This is a genomic window from Streptomyces griseoflavus (genome assembly GCF_014649995.1).
Lineage (GTDB): Bacteria > Actinomycetota > Actinomycetes > Streptomycetales > Streptomycetaceae > Streptomyces > Streptomyces griseoflavus.
Genome location: NZ_BMUC01000008.1, coordinates 242,837 through 260,452 on the forward strand (window position 1 = coordinate 242,837; position 17,616 = coordinate 260,452).

At 68.9% G+C, this 17,616-nt stretch carries 29 protein-coding genes and 1 pseudogene; 26 read left to right on the forward strand and 4 right to left on the reverse strand.

What is annotated here, in order from left to right:
- Positions 1-105: 105 nt before the first annotated feature.
- Both IE172_RS18685 and IE172_RS34595 read right to left on the reverse strand, forming a co-directional pair.
- A complete protein-coding gene (locus IE172_RS18685) occupies positions 106-996 on the reverse strand; it encodes a helix-turn-helix domain-containing protein (protein ID WP_190098376.1) in 891 nt (296 codons plus the stop codon).
- A gap of 243 nt (positions 997-1,239) precedes the next feature.
- Positions 1,240-1,410 (reverse strand): annotated as a pseudogene (locus IE172_RS34595) (ATP-binding protein); the annotation flags it as partial.
- Positions 1,411-1,749: 339 nt separating this feature from the next.
- Here IE172_RS34595 and IE172_RS18690 point away from each other — a divergent pair.
- The 3 genes from IE172_RS18690 to gdhA all read left to right on the forward strand — a co-directional run bounded on the left by IE172_RS18690 (position 1,750) and on the right by gdhA (position 4,446).
- Complete coding sequence (locus IE172_RS18690) at positions 1,750-2,628, forward strand: helix-turn-helix domain-containing protein (protein WP_190098377.1); 879 nt, start codon at positions 1,750-1,752, stop codon at positions 2,626-2,628.
- The gene (locus IE172_RS18695; protein ID WP_190098378.1) at positions 2,625-2,834 is read left to right on the forward strand and encodes a DUF397 domain-containing protein; all 210 of its coding nucleotides are present in this window, start codon (positions 2,625-2,627) and stop codon (positions 2,832-2,834) included. Before IE172_RS18690 ends, IE172_RS18695 begins: the two co-directional genes overlap by 4 nt.
- A 253-nt stretch (positions 2,835-3,087) precedes the next feature.
- Positions 3,088-4,446, forward strand: a complete 1,359-nt coding sequence (gene gdhA / locus IE172_RS18700; protein WP_190098379.1) for an NADP-specific glutamate dehydrogenase — start codon at positions 3,088-3,090, stop codon at positions 4,444-4,446.
- A gap of 119 nt (positions 4,447-4,565) precedes the next feature.
- Here the strand turns inward: gdhA and IE172_RS18705 are convergent, their stop codons facing one another.
- On the reverse strand, positions 4,566-5,435 hold the full coding sequence (locus IE172_RS18705; protein WP_190098380.1) for a helix-turn-helix transcriptional regulator: 870 nt from the start codon (positions 5,433-5,435) through the stop codon (positions 4,566-4,568).
- Between the two features lie 77 nt (positions 5,436-5,512).
- Between IE172_RS18705 and IE172_RS18710 the strand changes: the two genes are divergently transcribed.
- Together IE172_RS18710 and IE172_RS18715 are read left to right on the forward strand one after the other, a co-directional pair.
- A complete protein-coding gene (locus IE172_RS18710) occupies positions 5,513-6,286 on the forward strand; it encodes an SDR family oxidoreductase (RefSeq protein ID WP_190098381.1) in 774 nt (257 codons plus the stop codon).
- Between the two features lie 56 nt (positions 6,287-6,342).
- A complete protein-coding gene (locus IE172_RS18715; RefSeq protein ID WP_190098382.1) occupies positions 6,343-6,552 on the forward strand; it encodes a 4-oxalocrotonate tautomerase family protein in 210 nt (69 codons plus the stop codon).
- A gap of 43 nt (positions 6,553-6,595) precedes the next feature.
- Here IE172_RS18715 and IE172_RS18720 read toward each other — a convergent pair whose 3' ends face one another.
- Entirely contained in the window at positions 6,596-7,363 is a 768-nt protein-coding gene (locus IE172_RS18720; RefSeq protein ID WP_190098383.1) for a YqjF family protein, read from the reverse strand.
- A 120-nt stretch (positions 7,364-7,483) separates the two neighbouring features.
- Here IE172_RS18720 and IE172_RS18725 point away from each other — a divergent pair, with 120 nt between their 5' ends.
- The 21 genes from IE172_RS18725 (at position 7,484) to rpmD (ending at position 17,616) form a co-directional block, all read left to right on the forward strand.
- Entirely contained in the window at positions 7,484-7,816 is a 333-nt protein-coding gene (locus tag IE172_RS18725; RefSeq protein ID WP_190098384.1) for a cupin domain-containing protein, read from the forward strand.
- A gap of 409 nt (positions 7,817-8,225) precedes the next feature.
- Positions 8,226-8,534 carry a 30S ribosomal protein S10 gene (gene rpsJ, locus IE172_RS18730; RefSeq protein ID WP_003948644.1) on the forward strand — a complete coding sequence of 103 codons (309 nt, stop codon included), beginning with the start codon at positions 8,226-8,228 and terminating at the stop codon, positions 8,532-8,534.
- 18 nt (positions 8,535-8,552) lie between these two features.
- Positions 8,553-9,197, forward strand: a complete 645-nt coding sequence (rplC, locus tag IE172_RS18735) for a 50S ribosomal protein L3 (protein ID WP_030046373.1) — start codon at positions 8,553-8,555, stop codon at positions 9,195-9,197.
- Positions 9,198-9,205: 8 nt separating this feature from the next.
- Positions 9,206-9,865: a 50S ribosomal protein L4 gene (rplD, locus tag IE172_RS18740; RefSeq protein ID WP_190098385.1), complete on the forward strand. Its 660-nt coding sequence runs from the start codon at positions 9,206-9,208 to the stop codon at positions 9,863-9,865.
- Positions 9,865-10,284 carry a 50S ribosomal protein L23 gene (gene rplW, locus IE172_RS18745; RefSeq protein WP_190098386.1) on the forward strand — a complete coding sequence of 140 codons (420 nt, stop codon included), beginning with the start codon at positions 9,865-9,867 and terminating at the stop codon, positions 10,282-10,284. Before rplD ends, rplW begins: the two co-directional genes overlap by 1 nt.
- A 38-nt stretch (positions 10,285-10,322) precedes the next feature.
- Entirely contained in the window at positions 10,323-11,159 is an 837-nt protein-coding gene (gene rplB / locus IE172_RS18750; protein ID WP_142193687.1) for a 50S ribosomal protein L2, read from the forward strand.
- A 12-nt stretch (positions 11,160-11,171) separates the two neighbouring features.
- Positions 11,172-11,453, forward strand: coding sequence for a 30S ribosomal protein S19 (rpsS, locus tag IE172_RS18755; protein WP_003948639.1), 282 nt, complete (start codon positions 11,172-11,174; stop codon positions 11,451-11,453).
- A gap of 44 nt (positions 11,454-11,497) precedes the next feature.
- Positions 11,498-11,845: a 50S ribosomal protein L22 gene (gene rplV, locus IE172_RS18760; protein WP_006130776.1), complete on the forward strand. Its 348-nt coding sequence runs from the start codon at positions 11,498-11,500 to the stop codon at positions 11,843-11,845.
- Positions 11,845-12,672 carry a 30S ribosomal protein S3 gene (gene rpsC, locus IE172_RS18765; protein ID WP_190098387.1) on the forward strand — a complete coding sequence of 276 codons (828 nt, stop codon included), beginning with the start codon at positions 11,845-11,847 and terminating at the stop codon, positions 12,670-12,672. The genes rplV and rpsC overlap by 1 nt, the downstream gene beginning before the upstream one ends.
- A 5-nt stretch (positions 12,673-12,677) precedes the next feature.
- On the forward strand, positions 12,678-13,097 hold the full coding sequence (gene rplP / locus IE172_RS18770) for a 50S ribosomal protein L16 (RefSeq protein WP_009190136.1): 420 nt from the start codon (positions 12,678-12,680) through the stop codon (positions 13,095-13,097).
- Entirely contained in the window at positions 13,097-13,321 is a 225-nt protein-coding gene (gene rpmC / locus IE172_RS18775; RefSeq protein WP_018564811.1) for a 50S ribosomal protein L29, read from the forward strand. Before rplP ends, rpmC begins: the two co-directional genes overlap by 1 nt.
- Entirely contained in the window at positions 13,318-13,605 is a 288-nt protein-coding gene (gene rpsQ / locus IE172_RS18780) for a 30S ribosomal protein S17 (RefSeq protein WP_004927263.1), read from the forward strand. Before rpmC ends, rpsQ begins: the two co-directional genes overlap by 4 nt.
- 126 nt (positions 13,606-13,731) lie before the next feature.
- Positions 13,732-14,100, forward strand: a complete 369-nt coding sequence (rplN, locus tag IE172_RS18785; protein WP_003998823.1) for a 50S ribosomal protein L14 — start codon at positions 13,732-13,734, stop codon at positions 14,098-14,100.
- Between the two features lie 2 nt (positions 14,101-14,102).
- Positions 14,103-14,426: a 50S ribosomal protein L24 gene (rplX, locus tag IE172_RS18790; protein WP_053674523.1), complete on the forward strand. Its 324-nt coding sequence runs from the start codon at positions 14,103-14,105 to the stop codon at positions 14,424-14,426.
- Complete coding sequence (rplE, locus tag IE172_RS18795; RefSeq protein ID WP_006130773.1) at positions 14,426-14,983, forward strand: 50S ribosomal protein L5; 558 nt, start codon at positions 14,426-14,428, stop codon at positions 14,981-14,983. Before rplX ends, rplE begins: the two co-directional genes overlap by 1 nt.
- Before the next feature lie 5 nt (positions 14,984-14,988).
- The gene (locus IE172_RS18800) at positions 14,989-15,174 is read left to right on the forward strand and encodes a type Z 30S ribosomal protein S14 (protein ID WP_003948630.1); all 186 of its coding nucleotides are present in this window, start codon (positions 14,989-14,991) and stop codon (positions 15,172-15,174) included.
- Between the two features lie 235 nt (positions 15,175-15,409).
- Positions 15,410-15,808, forward strand: a complete 399-nt coding sequence (rpsH, locus tag IE172_RS18805) for a 30S ribosomal protein S8 (RefSeq protein WP_004927242.1) — start codon at positions 15,410-15,412, stop codon at positions 15,806-15,808.
- 24 nt (positions 15,809-15,832) lie between these two features.
- Entirely contained in the window at positions 15,833-16,372 is a 540-nt protein-coding gene (gene rplF, locus IE172_RS18810) for a 50S ribosomal protein L6 (RefSeq protein WP_189558417.1), read from the forward strand.
- A gap of 3 nt (positions 16,373-16,375) precedes the next feature.
- Complete coding sequence (rplR, locus tag IE172_RS18815; RefSeq protein WP_190098388.1) at positions 16,376-16,759, forward strand: 50S ribosomal protein L18; 384 nt, start codon at positions 16,376-16,378, stop codon at positions 16,757-16,759.
- 66 nt (positions 16,760-16,825) lie between these two features.
- Complete coding sequence (rpsE, locus tag IE172_RS18820) at positions 16,826-17,431, forward strand: 30S ribosomal protein S5 (protein WP_004927232.1); 606 nt, start codon at positions 16,826-16,828, stop codon at positions 17,429-17,431.
- A 2-nt stretch (positions 17,432-17,433) separates the two neighbouring features.
- On the forward strand, positions 17,434-17,616 hold the full coding sequence (gene rpmD / locus IE172_RS18825; protein ID WP_004927226.1) for a 50S ribosomal protein L30: 183 nt from the start codon (positions 17,434-17,436) through the stop codon (positions 17,614-17,616).

The window sequence follows — 17,616 nt, forward strand, 5'->3', positions numbered from 1 at the left end:
CCACCTCAATGCTGTCCGGCAGCCCACGGTCGGTCACATGGGCGCCGCCCAGCAGGGCGGTGTGCCGGTCCGCAGCCGAACACTTGGCGGGTGTCCTTCCTCCGCTCAGTGAAGGGGCGAAGTGGCGGTGCGGCAGGTGCGGCAGTGTGTTTCGGTTTCGGGGGCGCGGAAGGCGTGGTCGCAGCCGTCGCAGTTGCGCAGGGGGTGGCGGGTCGGTGGTGGGGGACCGGCCGGGGTTCGGTACGGCGGCAGGGGTGGGAGTTGTGCGGCCAGGCGATGGGCGAGAAGGGCGGCGGGACGGCGGAGGGGTTCGTCGGGGAGGTCGGTGGTGAGGGCGTGGCGTACGGCGGTGGGGGCGGCCTCGCGTTCCAGCCAGGCGGCGACTCCGGGGGTGAGGTGTTCGGTGTCGGTGGCGGAGAGGAGGAGGCGGGGGTCGTGGCGGCGCAGGCCGGCCAGGAGGTCGGTGGCCTGCTGGAGGAGCGCGGGGGCGGTGCAGGCGGGCTGAGGGACGGCAGGGAGGGCCTTGCGGGGGCGGGGGAGGCGCGGGTGGGGCGTGCGCTCCGGTACCGGCCGGGGCTGCGGGGCGGGGCAGCCGGTGTCGGCTGCCTGCCGCCGGTGGCCCGGCTGGTTGCAGGAGATCGTGCGGGTGACGATGCGGCCGGCGGGGGTGCGGACGCGTTCGCGGCGCAGGTAGCCGTGAGCCTCCAGCTCCCGGAGGGCGTCGCTGATGCGTTTGGTGCCCTCTGTGAAGCGGGTGGCCAGGCTCTTGATGTCCACGGGGGTGCCGGTGGGGAGCGACTGGATGTGGCAGCCGAGGCCGATCGCCAGCAGGGACAGTTCCCTGTGCTGGGTGAGGTGGTTGCCGATCACCACGAAGCGGGTGGTGTGGCGGGTGTTCTCGTGGATGACGCCGCCGGTGCGGTGACGCGATCCGGGCGGATTGCCGGCGTCTGCTGACTGGGCGCGTGGGGGCGCGCTAGGGTTTTGGGTATCCATCGGGAAGGTCCTTGCTTCCTTGGTGGTCAGGCCCTCGCACCGGGACGGCAATCCCAGCGGGGGCCGAAGTCTTTTTCGGGTGGTGTGCGCTGAGCGTAGGGGTGCCGGGGGGTCGGAAATCCAGCTGAGCCGGTGATGTTCACCCGCCCGAGTGATCAGCTGCCTCGGGCGGGAGGGGTGGGGCTTGGTGGGGTTCTTTCTCCCCGAGTTCTTGCCAGGGAAGGCGCCGACGGCACCGGAGCTTCACTTCCCGGGTTCCGGTTGAGCGAGGCGTAGTTCGGCCCAGACGGTCTTGCGCGGGAAGCGGTCCTCGGGCACGCCCCAGCGGTCCGCGAGCGCGTCCACGAGAAGGAGGCCGCGGCCCGACTCGGCGTCGGGGGAGGGCGGTTGTCGGTCGGGGAGGCGTTCGCCGCGTGCAGCGGGGAGATCGTCCGCGCTTCGGCGCGGCAGAACGACGCTCCAGGCGCATGGGCGGCCGTGGGCGTCCCGCCTTACCCGCGGGTTCACCGGTTCCTTGAGGTACGGGGGAACGGAGGTAGTGGCGCGCTGACCGAGGGCGGAGCGTGGTCGCTCGAACGTGTGAATCGAGCGTTCGGCTCGTCCTGGGGTTCATATCGCGATCTAACGTGAGTTGTGGCGGATCTCCCTATGTGTGGTGACTGTCCGCTGGTTGTCCGGTGCTGTCCGGGCTACCGGGGTCGTTGGTACGGGTAGGGCGCCGCGGTACGGCGCGGGACGACGGAGGGGTGCGGCATGACGGCGGTGGACGGTGAGGCGGTACGGCTCAAGGGTGAGGCGGACGAGCCGGGGTGGGAGGTGGACCCGGACGACGAGTGGGGCGTCGCCGTCATCACCACGGTGGGGCGGCAGTTGAAGCTGCGGCGCGAGGCGGCGGGGATGCGGGTCGGCCAGTTCGGGGCGGCGATCGGGTACGGGGAGGACCTTGTCTACAAGGTCGAGGGCGGGAAGCGGATCCCGCAGCGGGAGTATCTGGACAGGGCCGACGAGGTGTTGGGGGCGGGTGGACTGCTCTCGGCGGCTTGGGAGGACGTGAAGAGGGTCCGGTACCCGAGGAAGGTCCGGGACTTGGCCCGTGTGGAGGCGCAGGCTGTCGAGCTGACCGCGTACGGCACCCACAACCTTCATGGCTTGTTGCAGACAGAGGAGTACATGCGGGCGCTGTTCGAGATGCGACGGCCGGCGCACTCGCAGGATCAGGTGGAGCGCCTGGTGGGGGCACGTATGGCCCGTAAGGCGATCTTTGAGCGGGATCCCGCACCGGAGCTGTGCTTTGTCCAGGAAGAGGCGACGCTCAGGCGGCCACTCGGGGGCAAAATGGTGTTGCGCCGCCAGTTGGAGCATCTTCTGGAGCTCGGTCAGATGCGGAGCGTCGAGATCCAGGTGATGCCGATCGACCGTGCGGTCCACGCTGGCATGGGAGGCGAGATCCAGGTGCTCAAGTTCTCCGACGGCACGGCTGTTGGGCGAGCCGAGGGGGACTTCGGCAGCCGCCCCGTCTCGGAGTTGAAGCATCTTCGGATCATGGAACTGCGGTGTGGCATCATCCGGGCTCAGGCTCTCTCGCCTGGGGAGTCGCTGGCTTTCATCGAGCAAGTGCTGGGAGAGACATGATCCACGAAACGCCTGCTGGGGATGGCTCGGAGCTACGGTGGGTCAAGAGCAGCTACAGCGACAGCAGCAACAGCAACGAGTGCGTTGAGGTCGCGACCATGCCGTATGCGGTCCACGTCCGCGACTCCAAGAACGTGGCAGGCCCTCGGCTCGCGCTCGGGCCGGACGCGTGGGTGAGCTTTGTGACGTACGCGTCGGAACGCTGACGCGTCCACGACACGCTCCCGCTCCTGCTGGTCACCAGGAAGTCCGGTCGCGCATCCGGACTGCGTACGGCGTGTCCAGATAGCGGACATTCCAGCCCGCCTCTTGGTATCGCATTAACACGCGAGTAACACTGGGAGGGTCGGCCGTCCTGTCGTATACGAACCGGGCGGCCCCTGTCCCGCGGTCGGCAACGGCGCCGAGCGCCCACCACCGGTACCCGTACCGGTGTTCGCCGTGCCAGAAAGGGACCCCGTGACCTCACGCCCCGCCCCCAAGATCCAGCTCGACCAGCTCCGTGCCGAAGTGGAGCGCCGCAACCCGGCGGAGCCCGAGTTCCACCAGGCCGCGCGTGAGGTGCTGGAGACGCTCGCCCCGGTACTGACCGCCCGCCCCGAGTACGCGGTGCCCGGTCTCGTGGAGCGGCTCGTCGAGCCGGAGCGGCAGCTCATGTTCCGGGTGCCGTGGCAGGACGACGCCGGTCAGGTGCACGTGAACCGCGGCTTCCGCATCGAGTTCAACAGCGCCCTCGGCCCGTACAAGGGCGGCCTGCGGTTCCACCCCTCGGTGAACCTCGGGATCATCAAGTTCCTCGGCTTCGAGCAGATCTTCAAGAACGCCCTCACCGGCCTCGGCATCGGCGGCGGCAAGGGCGGCAGCGACTTCGACCCGCAGGGCCGCAGCGACGCCGAGGTCATGCGCTTCTGCCAGTCCTTCATGACCGAGCTCTACCGGCACATCGGCGAGTACACCGACATCCCCGCCGGTGACATCGGCGTCGGCGCCCGCGAGATCGGCTACCTCTTCGGCCAGTACCGGAGGATCACCAACCGCTGGGAGGGCGGCGTCCTGACCGGCAAGAGCGCCGGCTGGGGCGGCTCCCTGATCCGCCCGGAGGCGACCGGCTACGGCAACGTGCTGTTCGCCGAGGCCATGCTGCGCGCCCGCGGCGAGGACCTGGAGGGGCAGACCGCGGTCGTCTCCGGCTCCGGCAACGTGGCGATCTACACCATCCAGAAGCTGGCCGCCCTCGGCGCCAACCCCGTCACCTGCTCCGACTCCAGCGGCTACGTCGTCGACGACAAGGGCATCGACGTCGAGCTGCTGCGCCAGATCAAGGAGGTCGAGCGCGGCCGGGTGAGCACCTACGCCGAGCGCCGGGGCGCCTCCGCGCGGTTCGTGCCCGGCGGACGGGTGTGGGACGTCCCGGCGGACGTCGCGCTGCCGTCGGCCACCCAGAACGAGCTGAACGCGGACGACGCCGCCGCCCTGATCCGCAACGGCGTGAAGGCGGTCTCCGAGGGAGCGAACATGCCCACCACGCCCGAGGCCGTCGACCTGCTCCAGCAGGCCGGTGTCGCCTTCGGCCCCGGCAAGGCGGCCAACGCCGGCGGCGTCGCCGTCAGCGCGCTGGAGATGACGCAGAACGCGTCGCGCACCTCGTGGAAGGCCGACCAGGTCGAGCACGAGCTGGCTCGCATCATGACCGACATCCACACCACCTGCGCCGAGACCGCCGAGCGCTACGGCGCCCCCGGCGACTACGTGACCGGCGCGAACATCGCCGGCTTCGAGCGGGTGGCGGACGCGATGCTCGCGCAGGGCGTCATCTGACGCACGGATGGCCGCGCCGCCGGCACCGTACGGTCATGGGCGGCGCGTTCGCGGACGGTCCCGGCGCGCCCGTCGGGGCCGGCCGGTCTCCGACGGGCCGGTCGCGCCCGGGGAGGTCGTCAGCCCGACGGTTCGACGACCTCCTGCGTCCCGACCACCGTCAGCAGATCCAGCAGCCCCGCGCTGTCCGTGCCGACGGCCGGGGCGAACCAGAGCAGCCGCTGACGCCCGTCCTCGCTGAACAGGTGCAGACAGTTGACCTCGACGGGACCGAGCACGGGGTGGATCAGCCGTTTCCGGTCGTCCCGCCGGACGGCCACGTCGTGAGCGGCCCACAGCGCGGCGAACTCGGGTGAGACGTCGAGCAGCGTACGGATCATCGACCCGGCCTCGGTGTCCTTCGCGTCCCGCCGCGCGGCGGCCGCCCGCAGATCCGCGACGAAGGAACGGGACTGCCTCTCGTGGTCGGCCTCCGGATACAGCTCCCGGGCCGCGGGCTCGGTGAACCACCGGTGGACGAAGCTGGCCCGGGGGCCCCGGAAACCGGACTGGTCCCCGAGCAGCGCCACCGCGAGCGGATTCTGCACGAGGGTGACGTGCAGGTCGGTGATCACCTGCGCCGGTGTCGAGGTCAGACGGCCGAGAAGGTCCAGCATGCCGGGGTGGACGTGCGAGGCGGCCCCACCGTGCACGGGCACCGGGCGGTCCGCCAGGCGGTACAGGTAGTCACGCTCGTCGGCGCTCAGCCGCAGCGCCCTCGCCAGCGCGGCGATCATCTGCTCGGACGGCTGGGACCCGGCCCCGCGCTCCAGTTCGTTGTAGTAGTCCACCGAGGCCCCGGCGAGGTGGGCCACCTCCTCGCGGCGCAGTCCCGGCACCCGGCGCCTCGGTCCGGCCGGAAGGCCGACGTCGGCCGGGCGGATGCGCTCCCGCCGCGAACGCAGGAACGTCCCCAGCTCGGTGTACTTCGCAGCGCTCATGGCGTCCATTGTGGGCGGTGCCGGGCCGGCGACCCAGGGGACGACATCCCCTGGATGCGCCGTCGGCCCCGGCGCACCGTGGAGCCATGACCTCGAACCAGCACCAGAACCAGGACACCACCGCACCGGAATCCGTACGCGTCGCCGTCGTCACCGGCGGATCGCGCGGCATCGGCCGGGCGGTCGCGCGCAGGCTCGCCGGGGACGGCCTGGCCGTCGTCGTGAACTACACCCGCGACGCGGCCTCGGCACAGGAGACGGTGGCGGCGATCAGCGGGGCCGGCGGACGGGCGGTCGCCGTACCGGCCGACGTGGCGGAGGAGAAGGAGGTCGCCGCCCTGTTCGACCGGGCGGAGGCGGAGTACGGAGGCGTCGACGTGGTCGTCAACGCGGCCGGACGGATGGAGCTGTCGCCCGTCGCCGACCTGGACCTGGCGGTGCTCGACGCCGTGCACCGCACCAACATCCGGGGCGCCTTCGTGGTCGCCCAGCAGGCGGCCAGGCGGCTGCGCGCGGGGGGTTCGTTCGTGGCGTTCTCGAGCTCCGTGGTCGGCACCCAGTTCCCGGCGTACGGGGCGTACGCGGCGAGCAAGGGCGCCGTGGAGGCGATGACGCTCATCCTGGCGCGGGAACTGCGCGGACGGGACGTCACGGTGAACACCGTGGCCCCCGGTCCCACGGCCACGGACATGTTCCTCACGGGCAAGACCCCCGAGCAGATCGACCGGCTGGCGATGACGCCGCCGCTGGAGCGACTGGGCACGCCGGACGACATCGCCGCCGTGGTCGCCTTCCTCACCGGCCCCGCCGGGCGCTGGGTCAACGGCCAGGTCCTGCGCGCCAACGGCGGCATGGTCTGACGACGCCGCGACCGCACGACACCGAACCCGCCGGCATCCACCGACAGGAGACACCCATGCCTTTCGCCCAGTTCAAGGTCCCCGCGGGCACCCTCACCGCCGAGGACAAGAGGAAGCTCGTCGAACGCACCACCGACCTCTACGCCGAGATCTACGGGGAACGGGCCCGCCCCACCACCGTCGTCCTCGTCGACGAGATCCCCGACGGCGGCTGGGGCGTCGCCGGCCACGTCCTCACGGCCGCGATGCTGAACGGCACCGCCTGACCGGCCCGGGGGTCGCGGACCCGCGTCCGGCCTGCCCACGCCGTCACGGTGTGGGCAGGCCGGCCGGGCGGGCCGGCCTCCCGAAGCGGGCGGGGACGCCGGGGGAGTACAGCACGCTGACCGGCTCCCCGGCCGGAGCCGGCAGGCCGGCCGCCGTGATCAGGTCCTCCTCGCACTCCACCAGCTCGGCCCGGTGCAGCGCCCAGCGCGGATGGGCGTTGGGCAGATACATCGACCGCCCGAAGAACGCGCCGTGCATGCCCCAGCGGGCGGTGAGGAAGTGCTCCAGCGCGGTCGGCTCCCCGACCGGCTCGCCCCGGCGCACGGTCAGCCGACTGCCCGCCCCGCGCGGACCCGGCCACCTCCGGGAACCCGTGTACCTCACCGTGACCCCGTCCAGGTGCTCCACGCGCATCCGGGACCAGACGTACGGCATCCCGAAGCCGAGGCGGCCCACCGCCACCGGGATCAGCCGGGAGGCGTCCAGGGACAGGAAGACGACCCCGCGCCGCCCGTGCGCGTCCACCGAGTACAGGCGCACGTTGGTCTCCGGGAAGTTCCCCAGGTACGGCACCCCCGGCAGGCGCAGCCAGCCCACCCGGTGCATCCGGAAGGCGACGAGACCGACGTAGGTGACCCCGTCGAGGGTGTCCGGCCGGGTGCCCGGCGGCAGCAACCCGGCCACGTCCGCCGGGTCCACCGCCCAGTGCACGAACGTCAGGTCGAGCCAGGACTGGGTGAGCAGCGGACGCGCGATCGGCTCCGGCGGGTCGGGCGAGACCGGCTCGGGGAGCGGCGGTGTGGACGGCACCGGGCCAGTATCACGGAGCGCCCGGACCGCGGCAGAGCCGTACGGGGGACGTGGGGCACACCACGGTGTGCCCCACATGGCCCTGGTGGCCCCCCGGCGCGCGCGGGAACACTGGAGGCCATGCAGAAGCTCTCGCTCGACGCCCTCGCCCGCGAACACCTGGAGCTCGCCGCCGGCTCGTCCAGCGGCCGCAGCGCCACCACCGTCTACGGGGGCCACGAACACGTCCTGCGCCAGACCCTGCTCGCGCTGACGGCCGGCACGGACCTCGCCGAGCACGACAGCCCGGGCGAGGCGACCCTGCTGGTGCTCCGCGGCCGCGTCCGCCTCACCAGCGGCGACACCGCATGGGAGGGCCGCACCGGCGACCTCCTCACCATCCCCCCGGCCCGTCACGGCCTGCACGCCCTGGAGGACGCGGCGGTCGTCCTCACGGTCGCGAAACGGAGCTGACCGGCGCCGCCCTGTTTGATCCGCGTCACTCGGGGGGTACTCTCTTCCGCCCGATTGGCCAGGGCACCGCCCGCTGTGGCAGACTGTCCGAGTTGCTCGGTCGAGCGTTGATGCTGCGCGCCTCCCGCCGGGAGGGCCGGAAGCGAGTCCCACAGTACTCGTCACCCCTGATCAGGGGTGGAAGTACGGGAATCTTCCGGTAAGCGTATGTGCGGCGCCGGCCAGGCGCCCGGTGGGCCTTCCGCCCCCGGTCCACGGTTCTGGTAAGGCCGTGTCAATCCCGCAGGGATGTTCGAACAAGGGACATCTGTGTCAGCGGGAGCGCGACACGCCCGACCGCGTGGGTCGGAGGAGGAGGGGAACGCGCCGGGCTCCGGAGCGTAAAGAGAGACAGGACTACGGAGTAGCCATGGCGGGACAGAAGATCCGCATCCGGCTCAAGGCCTACGACCACGAGGTCATCGACTCCTCGGCGAAGAAGATCGTCGAGACGGTGACCCGCACTGGTGCGTCGGTCGCGGGCCCGGTGCCGCTGCCCACTGAGAAGAACGTGTACTGCGTCATCAAGTCGCCGCACAAGTACAAGGACTCGCGCGAGCACTTCGAGATGCGCACGCACAAGCGCCTGATCGACATCCTCGACCCGACCCCCAAGACCGTTGACTCTCTGATGCGACTCGACCTCCCGGCCGGTGTCGACATCGAGATCAAGCTCTGAGGCCGGTGATCTGAAGAGATGGCAAAGCAGATCAAGGGCATCCTGGGCGAGAAGCTCGGCATGACGCAGGTGTGGGACGAGAACAACCGTGTTGTTCCGGTCACCGTCGTCAAGGCCGGCCCCAACGTCGTCACCCAGGTCCGTACGAACGACGTCGACGGCTACGAGTCGGTCCAGATCGCCTTCGGCGAGATCGACCCGCGCAAGGTGAACAAGCCCCTCAAGGGTCACTTCGCCAAGGCCGACGTCACCCCCCGTCGTCACCTCGTCGAGATCCGCACCGCGGACGCCTCCGAGTACACGCTGGGCCAGGAAGTCACCGCCGAGGTCTTCGAGTCCGGCGTGAAGGTCGACGTCACCGGCAAGAGCAAGGGCAAGGGCTTCGCCGGTGTCATGAAGCGTCACAACTTCAAGGGCCTCGGCGCCGGTCACGGCACCCAGCGCAAGCACCGCTCGCCGGGCTCCATCGGTGGCTGTGCCACCCCGGGCCGCGTGTTCAAGGGCCTCCGCATGGCGGGTCGCATGGGCAACGAGCGGGTCACCACCCAGAACCTGACCGTCCACGCCGTTGACGCGGAGAAGGGTCTGCTGCTCATCAAGGGCGCGGTTCCCGGTCCGAACGGCGGCCTCGTCCTGGTCCGCACCGCGGCCAAGGGGGCCTGAGGTAACCGATGAGCACTGTTGACATCCTTTCGCCTGCCGGCGAGAAGACCGGAAGCGTCGAGCTCCCCGCGGAGATCTTCGGCGTGGAGAAGGTCAGCATCCCGCTGATCCACCAGGTCGTCGTCGCGCAGAACGCCGCTGCCCGCCAGGGCACGCACAAGACCAAGCGGCGCGGTGAAGTCCGTGGTGGTGGCCGCAAGCCGTACCGCCAGAAGGGCACCGGCCGCGCCCGCCAGGGCTCGACCCGCGCGCCGCAGTTCGCCGGTGGTGGCGTCGTGCACGGTCCCGTGCCGCGCGACTACTCGCAGCGCACGCCCAAGAAGATGAAGGCCGCGGCCCTGCGCCACGCCCTCACCGACCGCGCGCGCAACAACCGCATTCACGTCGTCTCCGGCGTGATCGAGGGTGAGACGCCCTCCACGAAGGCCGCCAAGACGCTGTTCGGCAAGATCTCGGAGCGCAAGAACCTGCTCCTGGTCGTCGACCGCGCCGACGAGGCCGCGTGGCTGTCCGCCCGCAACCTGCCCCAGGTCCACATCCTGGAGCCGGGCCAGCTGAACACGTACGACGTAATCGTCTCGGACGACGTGGTCTTCACCCAGGCCGCTTTCGAGTCCTTCGTCGCCGGCCCGAACAAGGCCAACGACAACGAAGGGAGCGAGGTCTGATGGCTGCCCGTCACCCCTCGATCGCCTCGAAGGCCGCCAAGGCGGCCAAGGCTGCGCGCGTCGCCAAGGCGCGTCGTCACGCCGCCGAGGGCAAGAACACCGTCGTCACCCCGGCGAGCAAGGCGTACACGGACCCCCGTGACGTCCTGCTGAAGCCGGTCGTGTCGGAGAAGAGCTACGCGCTGATCGACGAGAACAAGTACACGTTCCTCGTCGACCCCAACGCGAACAAGACCCAGATCAAGCAGGCCGTCCAGGCGGTCTTCGAGGTCAAGGTCACCGGGGTCAACACGATCAACCGCATCGGCAAGCGCAAGCGGACCCGCACCGGCTTCGGCCAGCGTGCGGCGACCAAGCGCGCGATCGTGACCCTCGCCGAGGGCGACCGTATCGACATCTTCGGCGGTCCGACCGCGTAAGCGGTCAGGATCGTTCGATATCGGACGAGGACTGAGAAATGGGTATCCGCAAGTACAAGCCGACGACTCCGGGCCGTCGTGGCTCCAGCGTCGCCGACTTCGTCGAGGTCACGCGGTCCACGCCGGAGAAGTCGCTGGTCCGTCCCCTGCACAGCAAGGGCGGCCGTAACAATTCCGGTCGTGTGACCGTCCGCCACCAGGGCGGTGGCCACAAGCGCGCCTACCGAGTGATCGACTTCCGTCGTCACGACAAGGACGGCGTGCCGGCGAAGGTCGCGCACATCGAGTACGACCCCAACCGCACCGCGCGCATCGCGCTCCTGCACTACGCGGACGGCGAGAAGCGCTACATCCTCGCGCCGCGTGGCCTGAACCAGGGCGACCGCGTCGAGAACGGTCCCGGGGCCGACATCAAGCCGGGCAACAACCTTGCCCTGCGCAACATCCCGGTCGGTACGACGCTGCACGCCATCGAGCTGCGTCCCGGCGGCGGCGCCAAGTTCGCCCGCTCCGCCGGCGCCTCGGTGCAGCTGCTCGCGAAGGAGGGCCAGATGGCCCACCTGCGCATGCCGTCCGGCGAGATCCGCCTGGTCGACGTCCGCTGCCGCGCCACTGTGGGCGAGGTCGGCAACGCCGAGCAGAGCAACATCAACTGGGGCAAGGCCGGCCGTAAGCGGTGGCTGGGCGTCCGCCCGACCGTCCGTGGTGTCGTCATGAACCCGGTTGACCACCCGCACGGTGGTGGTGAGGGCCGGACCTCCGGTGGTCGTCACCCCGTGTCCCCGTGGGGCAAGAAGGAAGGCCGTACTCGTTCGCCCAAGAAGGCGTCGAACAAGTACATCGTCCGCCGCCGCAAGACGAACAAGAAGCGCTAAGGACGGGTTGAGATGCCTCGTAGCTTGAAGAAGGGACCCTTCGTCGACGACCACCTGATCAAGAAGGTGGACGTCCAGAACGAAGCCGGTACCAAGAACGTCATCAAGACCTGGTCCCGCCGCTCGATGATCGTCCCGGCGATGCTCGGCCACACGATCGCGGTGCACAACGGCAAGACCCACATCCCGGTGTTTGTCACCGAGTCGATGGTCGGCCACAAGCTCGGCGAGTTCTCGCCGACCCGCACCTTCCGGGGCCACGTCAAGGACGACCGGAAGTCGAAGCGCCGCTAGTCGGCGGGGTGCAATCGACCATGACAGACACTGAAGGGACAACCATGGAAGCCAGGGCCCAGGCGCGGTACATCCGCGTCACGCCCATGAAGGCCCGCCGCGTGGTGGACCTCATCCGTGGCATGGATGCCACGGAGGCTCAGGCGGTCCTGCGTTTCGCCCCGCAGGCCGCGAGCGTGCCGGTCGGCAAGGTGCTGGACAGCGCCATTGCCAACGCCGCGCACAACTACGACCACACCGATGTCGACAGCCTCTTCATTTCCGAGGCCTACGTCGACGAGGGCCCGACCCTGAAGCGGTTCCGTCCGCGCGCCCAGGGCCGCGCCTACCGGATCCGCAAGCGGACCAGCCACATCACCGTGGTCGTCAGCAGCAAGGAAGGAACCCGGTAATGGGCCAGAAGGTTAACCCGCATGGGTTCCGGCTCGGTGTCACCACGGACTTCAAGTCCCGGTGGTACGCCGACAAGCTGTACAAGGACTACGTCAAGGAAGACGTCGCCATCCGCCGGATGATGACGTCCGGCATGGAGCGCGCCGGCATCTCCAAGGTCGAGATCGAGCGCACCCGTGACCGTGTGCGTGTGGACATCCACACCGCTCGTCCGGGCATCGTCATCGGCCGCCGCGGCGCCGAGGCCGACCGCATCCGCGGTGACCTCGAGAAGCTCACCGGCAAGCAGGTCCAGCTGAACATCCTCGAGGTCAAGAACCCCGAGACCGACGCTCAGCTGGTCGCCCAGGCCGTCGCCGAGCAGCTCTCCTCCCGCGTCTCCTTCCGCCGCGCCATGCGCAAGAGCATGCAGTCGGCGATGAAGGCGGGCGCCAAGGGCATCAAGATCCAGTGCGGTGGCCGCCTCGGTGGCGCCGAGATGTCCCGCTCGGAGTTCTACCGCGAGGGCCGCGTGCCCCTGCACACGCTCCGCGCGAACGTGGACTACGGCTTCTTCGAGGCCAAGACGACCTTCGGCCGCATCGGCGTGAAGGTCTGGATCTACAAGGGCGACGTCAAGAACATCGCCGAGGTCCGCGCCGAGAACGCCGCCGCCCGCGCCGGCAACCGTCCGGCCCGTGGTGGTTCCGACCGCCCGGCCCGCGGTGGTCGCGGTGGCGAGCGTGGCGGCCGCGGCCGCAAGCCGCAGCAGGCTCCCGCTGCCGAGGCCCCCAAGGCCGAGGCTCCGGCTGCCGCTCCGGCTGAGAGCACCGGAACGGAGGCCTGACCGACATGCTGATCCCCCGTAGGGTCAAGCACCGCAAGCAGCACCACCCCAAGCGCAACGGCATGTCCAAGGGTGGCACGCAGGTTGCGTTCGGCGAGTACGGCATCCAGGCGCTGACCCCGGCGTACGTCACGAACCGCCAGATCGAAGCGGCTCGTATCGCCATGACCCGTCACATCAAGCGTGGCGGCAAGGTCTGGATCAACATCTACCCGGACCGTCCCCTGACGAAGAAGCCGGCCGAGACCCGCATGGGTTCCGGTAAGGGTTCTCCGGAGTGGTGGATCGCCAACGTCAAGCCCGGACGCGTGATGTTCGAGCTGTCGTACCCCAACGAGAAGATCGCCCGTGAGGCGCTGACTCGTGCGGCCCACAAGCTGCCGATGAAGTGCCGGATCGTCAAGCGCGAGGCAGGTGAAGCGTGATGTCGGCCGGTACCAAGGCGTCCGAGCTGCGCGAGCTGGGCAACGAGGAGCTTCTTGGGAAGCTCCGCGAGGCCAAGGAAGAGCTGTTCAACCTCCGCTTCCAGGCGGCGACCGGTCAGCTCGAGAACCACGGTCGGCTGAAGGCCGTCCGTAAGGACATCGCGCGGATCTACACCCTGATGCGCGAGCGCGAGCTGGGCATCGAAACGGTGGAGAACGCATGAGCGAGAACAACGTGACTGAGACGAACACCGAGGCGCGCGGCGACCGCAAGACCCGCGAGGGCATCGTCGTCAGCGACAAGATGGACAAGACCGTCGTCGTCGCCGTCGAGGACCGCAAGAAGCACGCGCTGTACGGCAAGGTCATTCGCAGCACGAGCAAGCTCAAGGCCCACGACGAGCAGAACGCCGCCGGCGTCGGCGACCGTGTCCTCCTCATGGAGACCCGGCCGCTGTCCGCGACGAAGCACTGGCGCATCGTCGAGATCCTCGAGAAGGCCAAGTAGGCAATTCCCGCGAGGGAATTCCCCAGTACGTTCCTGCGAGGCACCCCTCGCAGGACAGTTCCGCCAGGCTCCGGGGGCCGTTCCTGAACGGCCCCCGGGGAACCGGCAGACAATCAGGAGATAGACGTGATCCAGCAGGAGTCGCGACTGCGTGTCGCCGACAACACTGGTGCGAAGGAAATCCTTTGCATCCGTGTGCTCGGTGGCTCCGGTCGCCGCTACGCGGGCATCGGTGACGTCATCGTCGCCACCGTCAAGGACGCGATCCCCGGTGGCAACGTGAAGAAGGGTGACGTCGTCAAGGCGGTCATCGTTCGCACCGTCAAGGAGCGCCGCCGTCCGGACGGCTCGTACATCCGCTTCGACGAGAACGCCGCCGTCATTCTGAAGAACGACGGCGACCCTCGCGGCACCCGTATCTTCGGCCCGGTCGGCCGTGAGCTGCGCGAGAAGAAGTTCATGAAGATCATCTCCCTCGCGCCGGAGGTGCTGTGAGCATGAAGATCAAGAAGGGTGACCTGGTCCAGGTCATCACCGGCAAGGACAAGGGCAAGCAGGGCAAGGTCATTGCCGCTTACCCGCGCGACGAGCGTGTCCTGGTCGAGGGTGTCAACCGGGTCAAGAAGCACACCAAGGCCGGTCCGACCGCTCGCGGTTCGCAGGCCGGCGGCATCGTGACCACCGAGGCCCCGATCCACGTCTCCAACGTCCAGCTGGTCGTGGAGAAGGACGGGAACAAGGTCGTCACGCGCGTCGGTTACCGCTTCGACGACGAAGGCAACAAGATCCGCGTTGCCAAGCGGACGGGTGAGGACATCTGATGACGACCACCACCACTCCGCGTCTGAAGACGAAGTACCGCGAGGAGATCGCGGGCAAGCTGCGCGAGCAGTTCTCCTACGAGAACGTCATGCAGGTTCCCGGCCTCGTCAAGATCGTGGTCAACATGGGTGTGGGCGACGCCGCCCGCGACTCCAAGCTGATCGAGGGCGCCATCCGCGACCTCACCACGATCACCGGTCAGAAGCCGGCCGTCACCAAGGCCCGCAAGTCCATCGCGCAGTTCAAGCTGCGTGAGGGCCAGCCGATCGGTGCCCACGTCACGCTCCGTGGCGACCGCATGTGGGAGTTCCTGGACCGCACCCTGTCGCTCGCGCTCCCGCGCATCCGCGACTTCCGCGGCCTGTCCCCCAAGCAGTTCGACGGCCGTGGCAACTACACCTTCGGTCTCACGGAGCAGGTCATGTTCCACGAGATCGACCAGGACAAGATCGACCGTGTCCGGGGTATGGACATCACCGTGGTGACCACGGCGACCAACGACGAAGAGGGCCGCGCCCTTCTCCGTCACCTCGGCTTCCCGTTCAAGGAGGCGTGAGCGAGATGGCGAAGAAGGCTCTCATCGCGAAGGCTGCTCGCAAGCCCAAGTTCGGAGTGCGCGGCTACACCCGCTGCCAGCGCTGCGGTCGTCCGCACTCCGTGTACCGCAAGTTCGGCCTGTGCCGCGTGTGCCTTCGTGAGATGGCTCACCGTGGCGAGCTGCCGGGCGTGACCAAGAGCTCCTGGTAGTCCGGGTAATCCCCGGCTCCCAGGGCTCTCGGTAAGCAGTGGGAACGGCGGGAGGCCCACCCCGCATGGCTTAGGCTTGTGGGGTTGGGCGCCTGCCGTGCCCAGAACGCGGGCTGTGCCCGCTCATGTTTGCTTACTACGCCGTAGGTCCACCGCGCCGCACCCGTCCCGTCTCGGATCGGGGAGAGGGATGGCGCACCAGGAAACCCCGGCGAGAGAGGCCGAAGGCCAATTCATGACCATGACTGATCCGATCGCAGACATGCTTACGCGTCTGCGGAACGCGAACTCGGCGTACCACGACACCGTGGCGATGCCGCACTCGAAGATCAAGTCGCACATCGCGGAGATCCTCCAGCAGGAGGGCTTCATCACGGGCTGGAAGGTCGAGGACGCCGAGGTCGGCAAGAACCTCGTCCTGGACCTGAAGTTCGGTCCCAACCGTGAGCGCTCCATCGCGGGCATCAAGCGGATCTCCAAGCCCGGTCTCCGGGTGTACGCGAAGTCCACCAACCTGCCGAAGGTGCTCGGCGGCCTCGGCGTGGCGATCATCTCCACGTCGCACGGGCTCCTCACCGACAAGCAGGCCGGCAAGAAGGGCGTGGGTGGGGAAGTCCTCGCCTACGTCTGGTAGCGGAAGGGAACGGAGGAAACAGCTATGTCGCGCATCGGCAAGCTCCCCATCGCGGTTCCCGCCGGCGTGGACGTCACCATCGACGGCCAGACGGTCACGGTGAAGGGCCCCAAGGGCACGCTGAACCACACCGTCGTGTCGCCGATCGAGATCGCCAAGGGTGAGGACGGCGTCCTGAACGTCACCCGCCCCAACGACGAGCGTCAGAACAAGGCCCTGCACGGCCTGTCCCGCACGCTGGTGGCGAACATGATCACCGGCGTGACCCAGGGTTACGTGAAGAAGCTCGAGATCAGCGGTGTCGGTTACCGCGTTGTCGCCAAGGGTTCCAACCTGGAGTTCTCCCTGGGCTACAGCCACCCGATCACGATCGAGGCGCCCGAGGGCATCACCTTCAAGGTGGAGGCCCCCACCCGCTTCTCGGTCGAGGGCATCGACAAGCAGAAGGTCGGCGAGGTTGCGGCCAACATCCGCAAGCTGCGCAAGCCCGACCCGTACAAGGCCAAGGGCGTCAAGTACGAGGGCGAAGTCATCCGCCGCAAGGTCGGAAAGGCGGGTAAGTAAGCCATGGCATACGGGCAGAAGATCCTCAAGGGCGACGCCTACAAGCGTGCTGCTATCAAGCGTCGTCACATCCGGATCCGCAAGAACGTCTCTGGTACTGCCGAGCGTCCTCGCCTGGTCGTGACTCGTTCCAACCGCCACATCGTGGCGCAGGTGATCGACGACCTGAAGGGTCACACCCTGGCTTCGGCGTCCACGCTGGACGCGTCGATCCGCGGTGGCGAGGCCGACAAGTCCTCGCAGGCCCAGCAGGTCGGTGCCCTGGTCGCGGAGCGCGCCAAGGCCGCCGGTGTCGAGGCGGTCGTGTTCGACCGCGGTGGCAACAGGTACGCGGGGCGCATCGCCGCCCTGGCGGACGCCGCCCGCGAAGCCGGACTCAAGTTCTGAGTCGTCCGTCGCGTCAGCGACTTAATGTCGCTGCGTAGCTAGCGGAAACAGAGAGAGGTAATTCCAATGGCTGGACCCCAGCGCCGCGGTGGCGGTGCCGGTGGCGGCGAGCGGCGGGACCGGAAGGGCCGTGACGGCGGCGCAGCTGCCGCCGAGAAGACCGCATACGTTGAGCGCGTCGTCGCGATCAACCGTGTCGCCAAGGTTGTGAAGGGTGGTCGTCGCTTCAGCTTCACCGCGCTGGTCGTGGTGGGCGACGGTGACGGCACCGTGGGTGTCGGATACGGCAAGGCCAAGGAGGTGCCGGCCGCCATCGCCAAGGGTGTTGAGGAGGCCAAGAAGCACTTCTTCAAGGTCCCCCGCATCCAGGGCACCATCCCGCACCCCATCCAGGGTGAGAAGGCTGCCGGCGTCGTACTGCTCAAGCCCGCGTCCCCCGGTACCGGCGTCATCGCCGGTGGTCCGGTGCGCGCCGTGCTCGAGTGCGCCGGTATCCACGATGTGCTGTCGAAGTCGCTCGGCTCCGACAACCAGATCAACATCGTGCACGCGACCGTGGAGGCCCTCAAGGGTCTGCAGCGTCCCGAGGAGATCGCGGCCCGCCGTGGTCTGCCCCTCGAGGACGTCGCCCCCGCGGCTCTTCTCCGTGCGCGTGCCGGGGCGGGTGCGTAATCATGGCGCAGCTCAGGATTACGCAGGTCAAGTCCTACATCGGCAGCAAGCAGAACCACCGTGACACCCTGCGCTCCCTTGGTCTCAAGGGCATCAACACGCAGGTCGTCAAGGAGGACCGCCCCGAGTTCCGCGGAATGGTGCACACCGTCCGCCACCTCGTGACGGTCGAGGAGGTCGACTGA

Bases quoted from the DNA above. Each gene is read 5' to 3' on its own strand.
- IE172_RS18685 (WP_190098376.1), bottom strand. From the start codon at position 996: ATGGATACCCAAAACCCTAGCGCGCCCCCACGCGCCCAGTCAGCAGAC.
- IE172_RS18690 (WP_190098377.1), top strand. From the start codon at position 1,750: ATGACGGCGGTGGACGGTGAGGCGGTACGGCTCAAGGGTGAGGCGGAC.
- IE172_RS18695 (WP_190098378.1), top strand. From the start codon at position 2,625: ATGATCCACGAAACGCCTGCTGGGGATGGCTCGGAGCTACGGTGGGTC.
- IE172_RS18705 (WP_190098380.1), bottom strand. From the start codon at position 5,435: ATGGACGCCATGAGCGCTGCGAAGTACACCGAGCTGGGGACGTTCCTG.
- IE172_RS18710 (WP_190098381.1), top strand. From the start codon at position 5,513: ATGACCTCGAACCAGCACCAGAACCAGGACACCACCGCACCGGAATCC.
- IE172_RS18715 (WP_190098382.1), top strand. From the start codon at position 6,343: ATGCCTTTCGCCCAGTTCAAGGTCCCCGCGGGCACCCTCACCGCCGAG.
- IE172_RS18725 (WP_190098384.1), top strand. From the start codon at position 7,484: ATGCAGAAGCTCTCGCTCGACGCCCTCGCCCGCGAACACCTGGAGCTC.
- rpsJ (WP_003948644.1), top strand. From the start codon at position 8,226: ATGGCGGGACAGAAGATCCGCATCCGGCTCAAGGCCTACGACCACGAG.
- rplC (WP_030046373.1), top strand. From the start codon at position 8,553: ATGGCAAAGCAGATCAAGGGCATCCTGGGCGAGAAGCTCGGCATGACG.
- rplD (WP_190098385.1), top strand. From the start codon at position 9,206: ATGAGCACTGTTGACATCCTTTCGCCTGCCGGCGAGAAGACCGGAAGC.
- rplW (WP_190098386.1), top strand. From the start codon at position 9,865: ATGGCTGCCCGTCACCCCTCGATCGCCTCGAAGGCCGCCAAGGCGGCC.
- rplB (WP_142193687.1), top strand. From the start codon at position 10,323: ATGGGTATCCGCAAGTACAAGCCGACGACTCCGGGCCGTCGTGGCTCC.
- rpsS (WP_003948639.1), top strand. From the start codon at position 11,172: ATGCCTCGTAGCTTGAAGAAGGGACCCTTCGTCGACGACCACCTGATC.
- rplV (WP_006130776.1), top strand. From the start codon at position 11,498: ATGGAAGCCAGGGCCCAGGCGCGGTACATCCGCGTCACGCCCATGAAG.
- rpsC (WP_190098387.1), top strand. From the start codon at position 11,845: ATGGGCCAGAAGGTTAACCCGCATGGGTTCCGGCTCGGTGTCACCACG.
- rplP (WP_009190136.1), top strand. From the start codon at position 12,678: ATGCTGATCCCCCGTAGGGTCAAGCACCGCAAGCAGCACCACCCCAAG.
- rpmC (WP_018564811.1), top strand. From the start codon at position 13,097: ATGTCGGCCGGTACCAAGGCGTCCGAGCTGCGCGAGCTGGGCAACGAG.
- rpsQ (WP_004927263.1), top strand. From the start codon at position 13,318: ATGAGCGAGAACAACGTGACTGAGACGAACACCGAGGCGCGCGGCGAC.
- rplX (WP_053674523.1), top strand. From the start codon at position 14,103: ATGAAGATCAAGAAGGGTGACCTGGTCCAGGTCATCACCGGCAAGGAC.
- rplE (WP_006130773.1), top strand. From the start codon at position 14,426: ATGACGACCACCACCACTCCGCGTCTGAAGACGAAGTACCGCGAGGAG.
- IE172_RS18800 (WP_003948630.1), top strand. From the start codon at position 14,989: ATGGCGAAGAAGGCTCTCATCGCGAAGGCTGCTCGCAAGCCCAAGTTC.
- rpsH (WP_004927242.1), top strand. From the start codon at position 15,410: ATGACCATGACTGATCCGATCGCAGACATGCTTACGCGTCTGCGGAAC.
- rplF (WP_189558417.1), top strand. From the start codon at position 15,833: ATGTCGCGCATCGGCAAGCTCCCCATCGCGGTTCCCGCCGGCGTGGAC.
- rplR (WP_190098388.1), top strand. From the start codon at position 16,376: ATGGCATACGGGCAGAAGATCCTCAAGGGCGACGCCTACAAGCGTGCT.
- rpsE (WP_004927232.1), top strand. From the start codon at position 16,826: ATGGCTGGACCCCAGCGCCGCGGTGGCGGTGCCGGTGGCGGCGAGCGG.
- rpmD (WP_004927226.1), top strand. From the start codon at position 17,434: ATGGCGCAGCTCAGGATTACGCAGGTCAAGTCCTACATCGGCAGCAAG.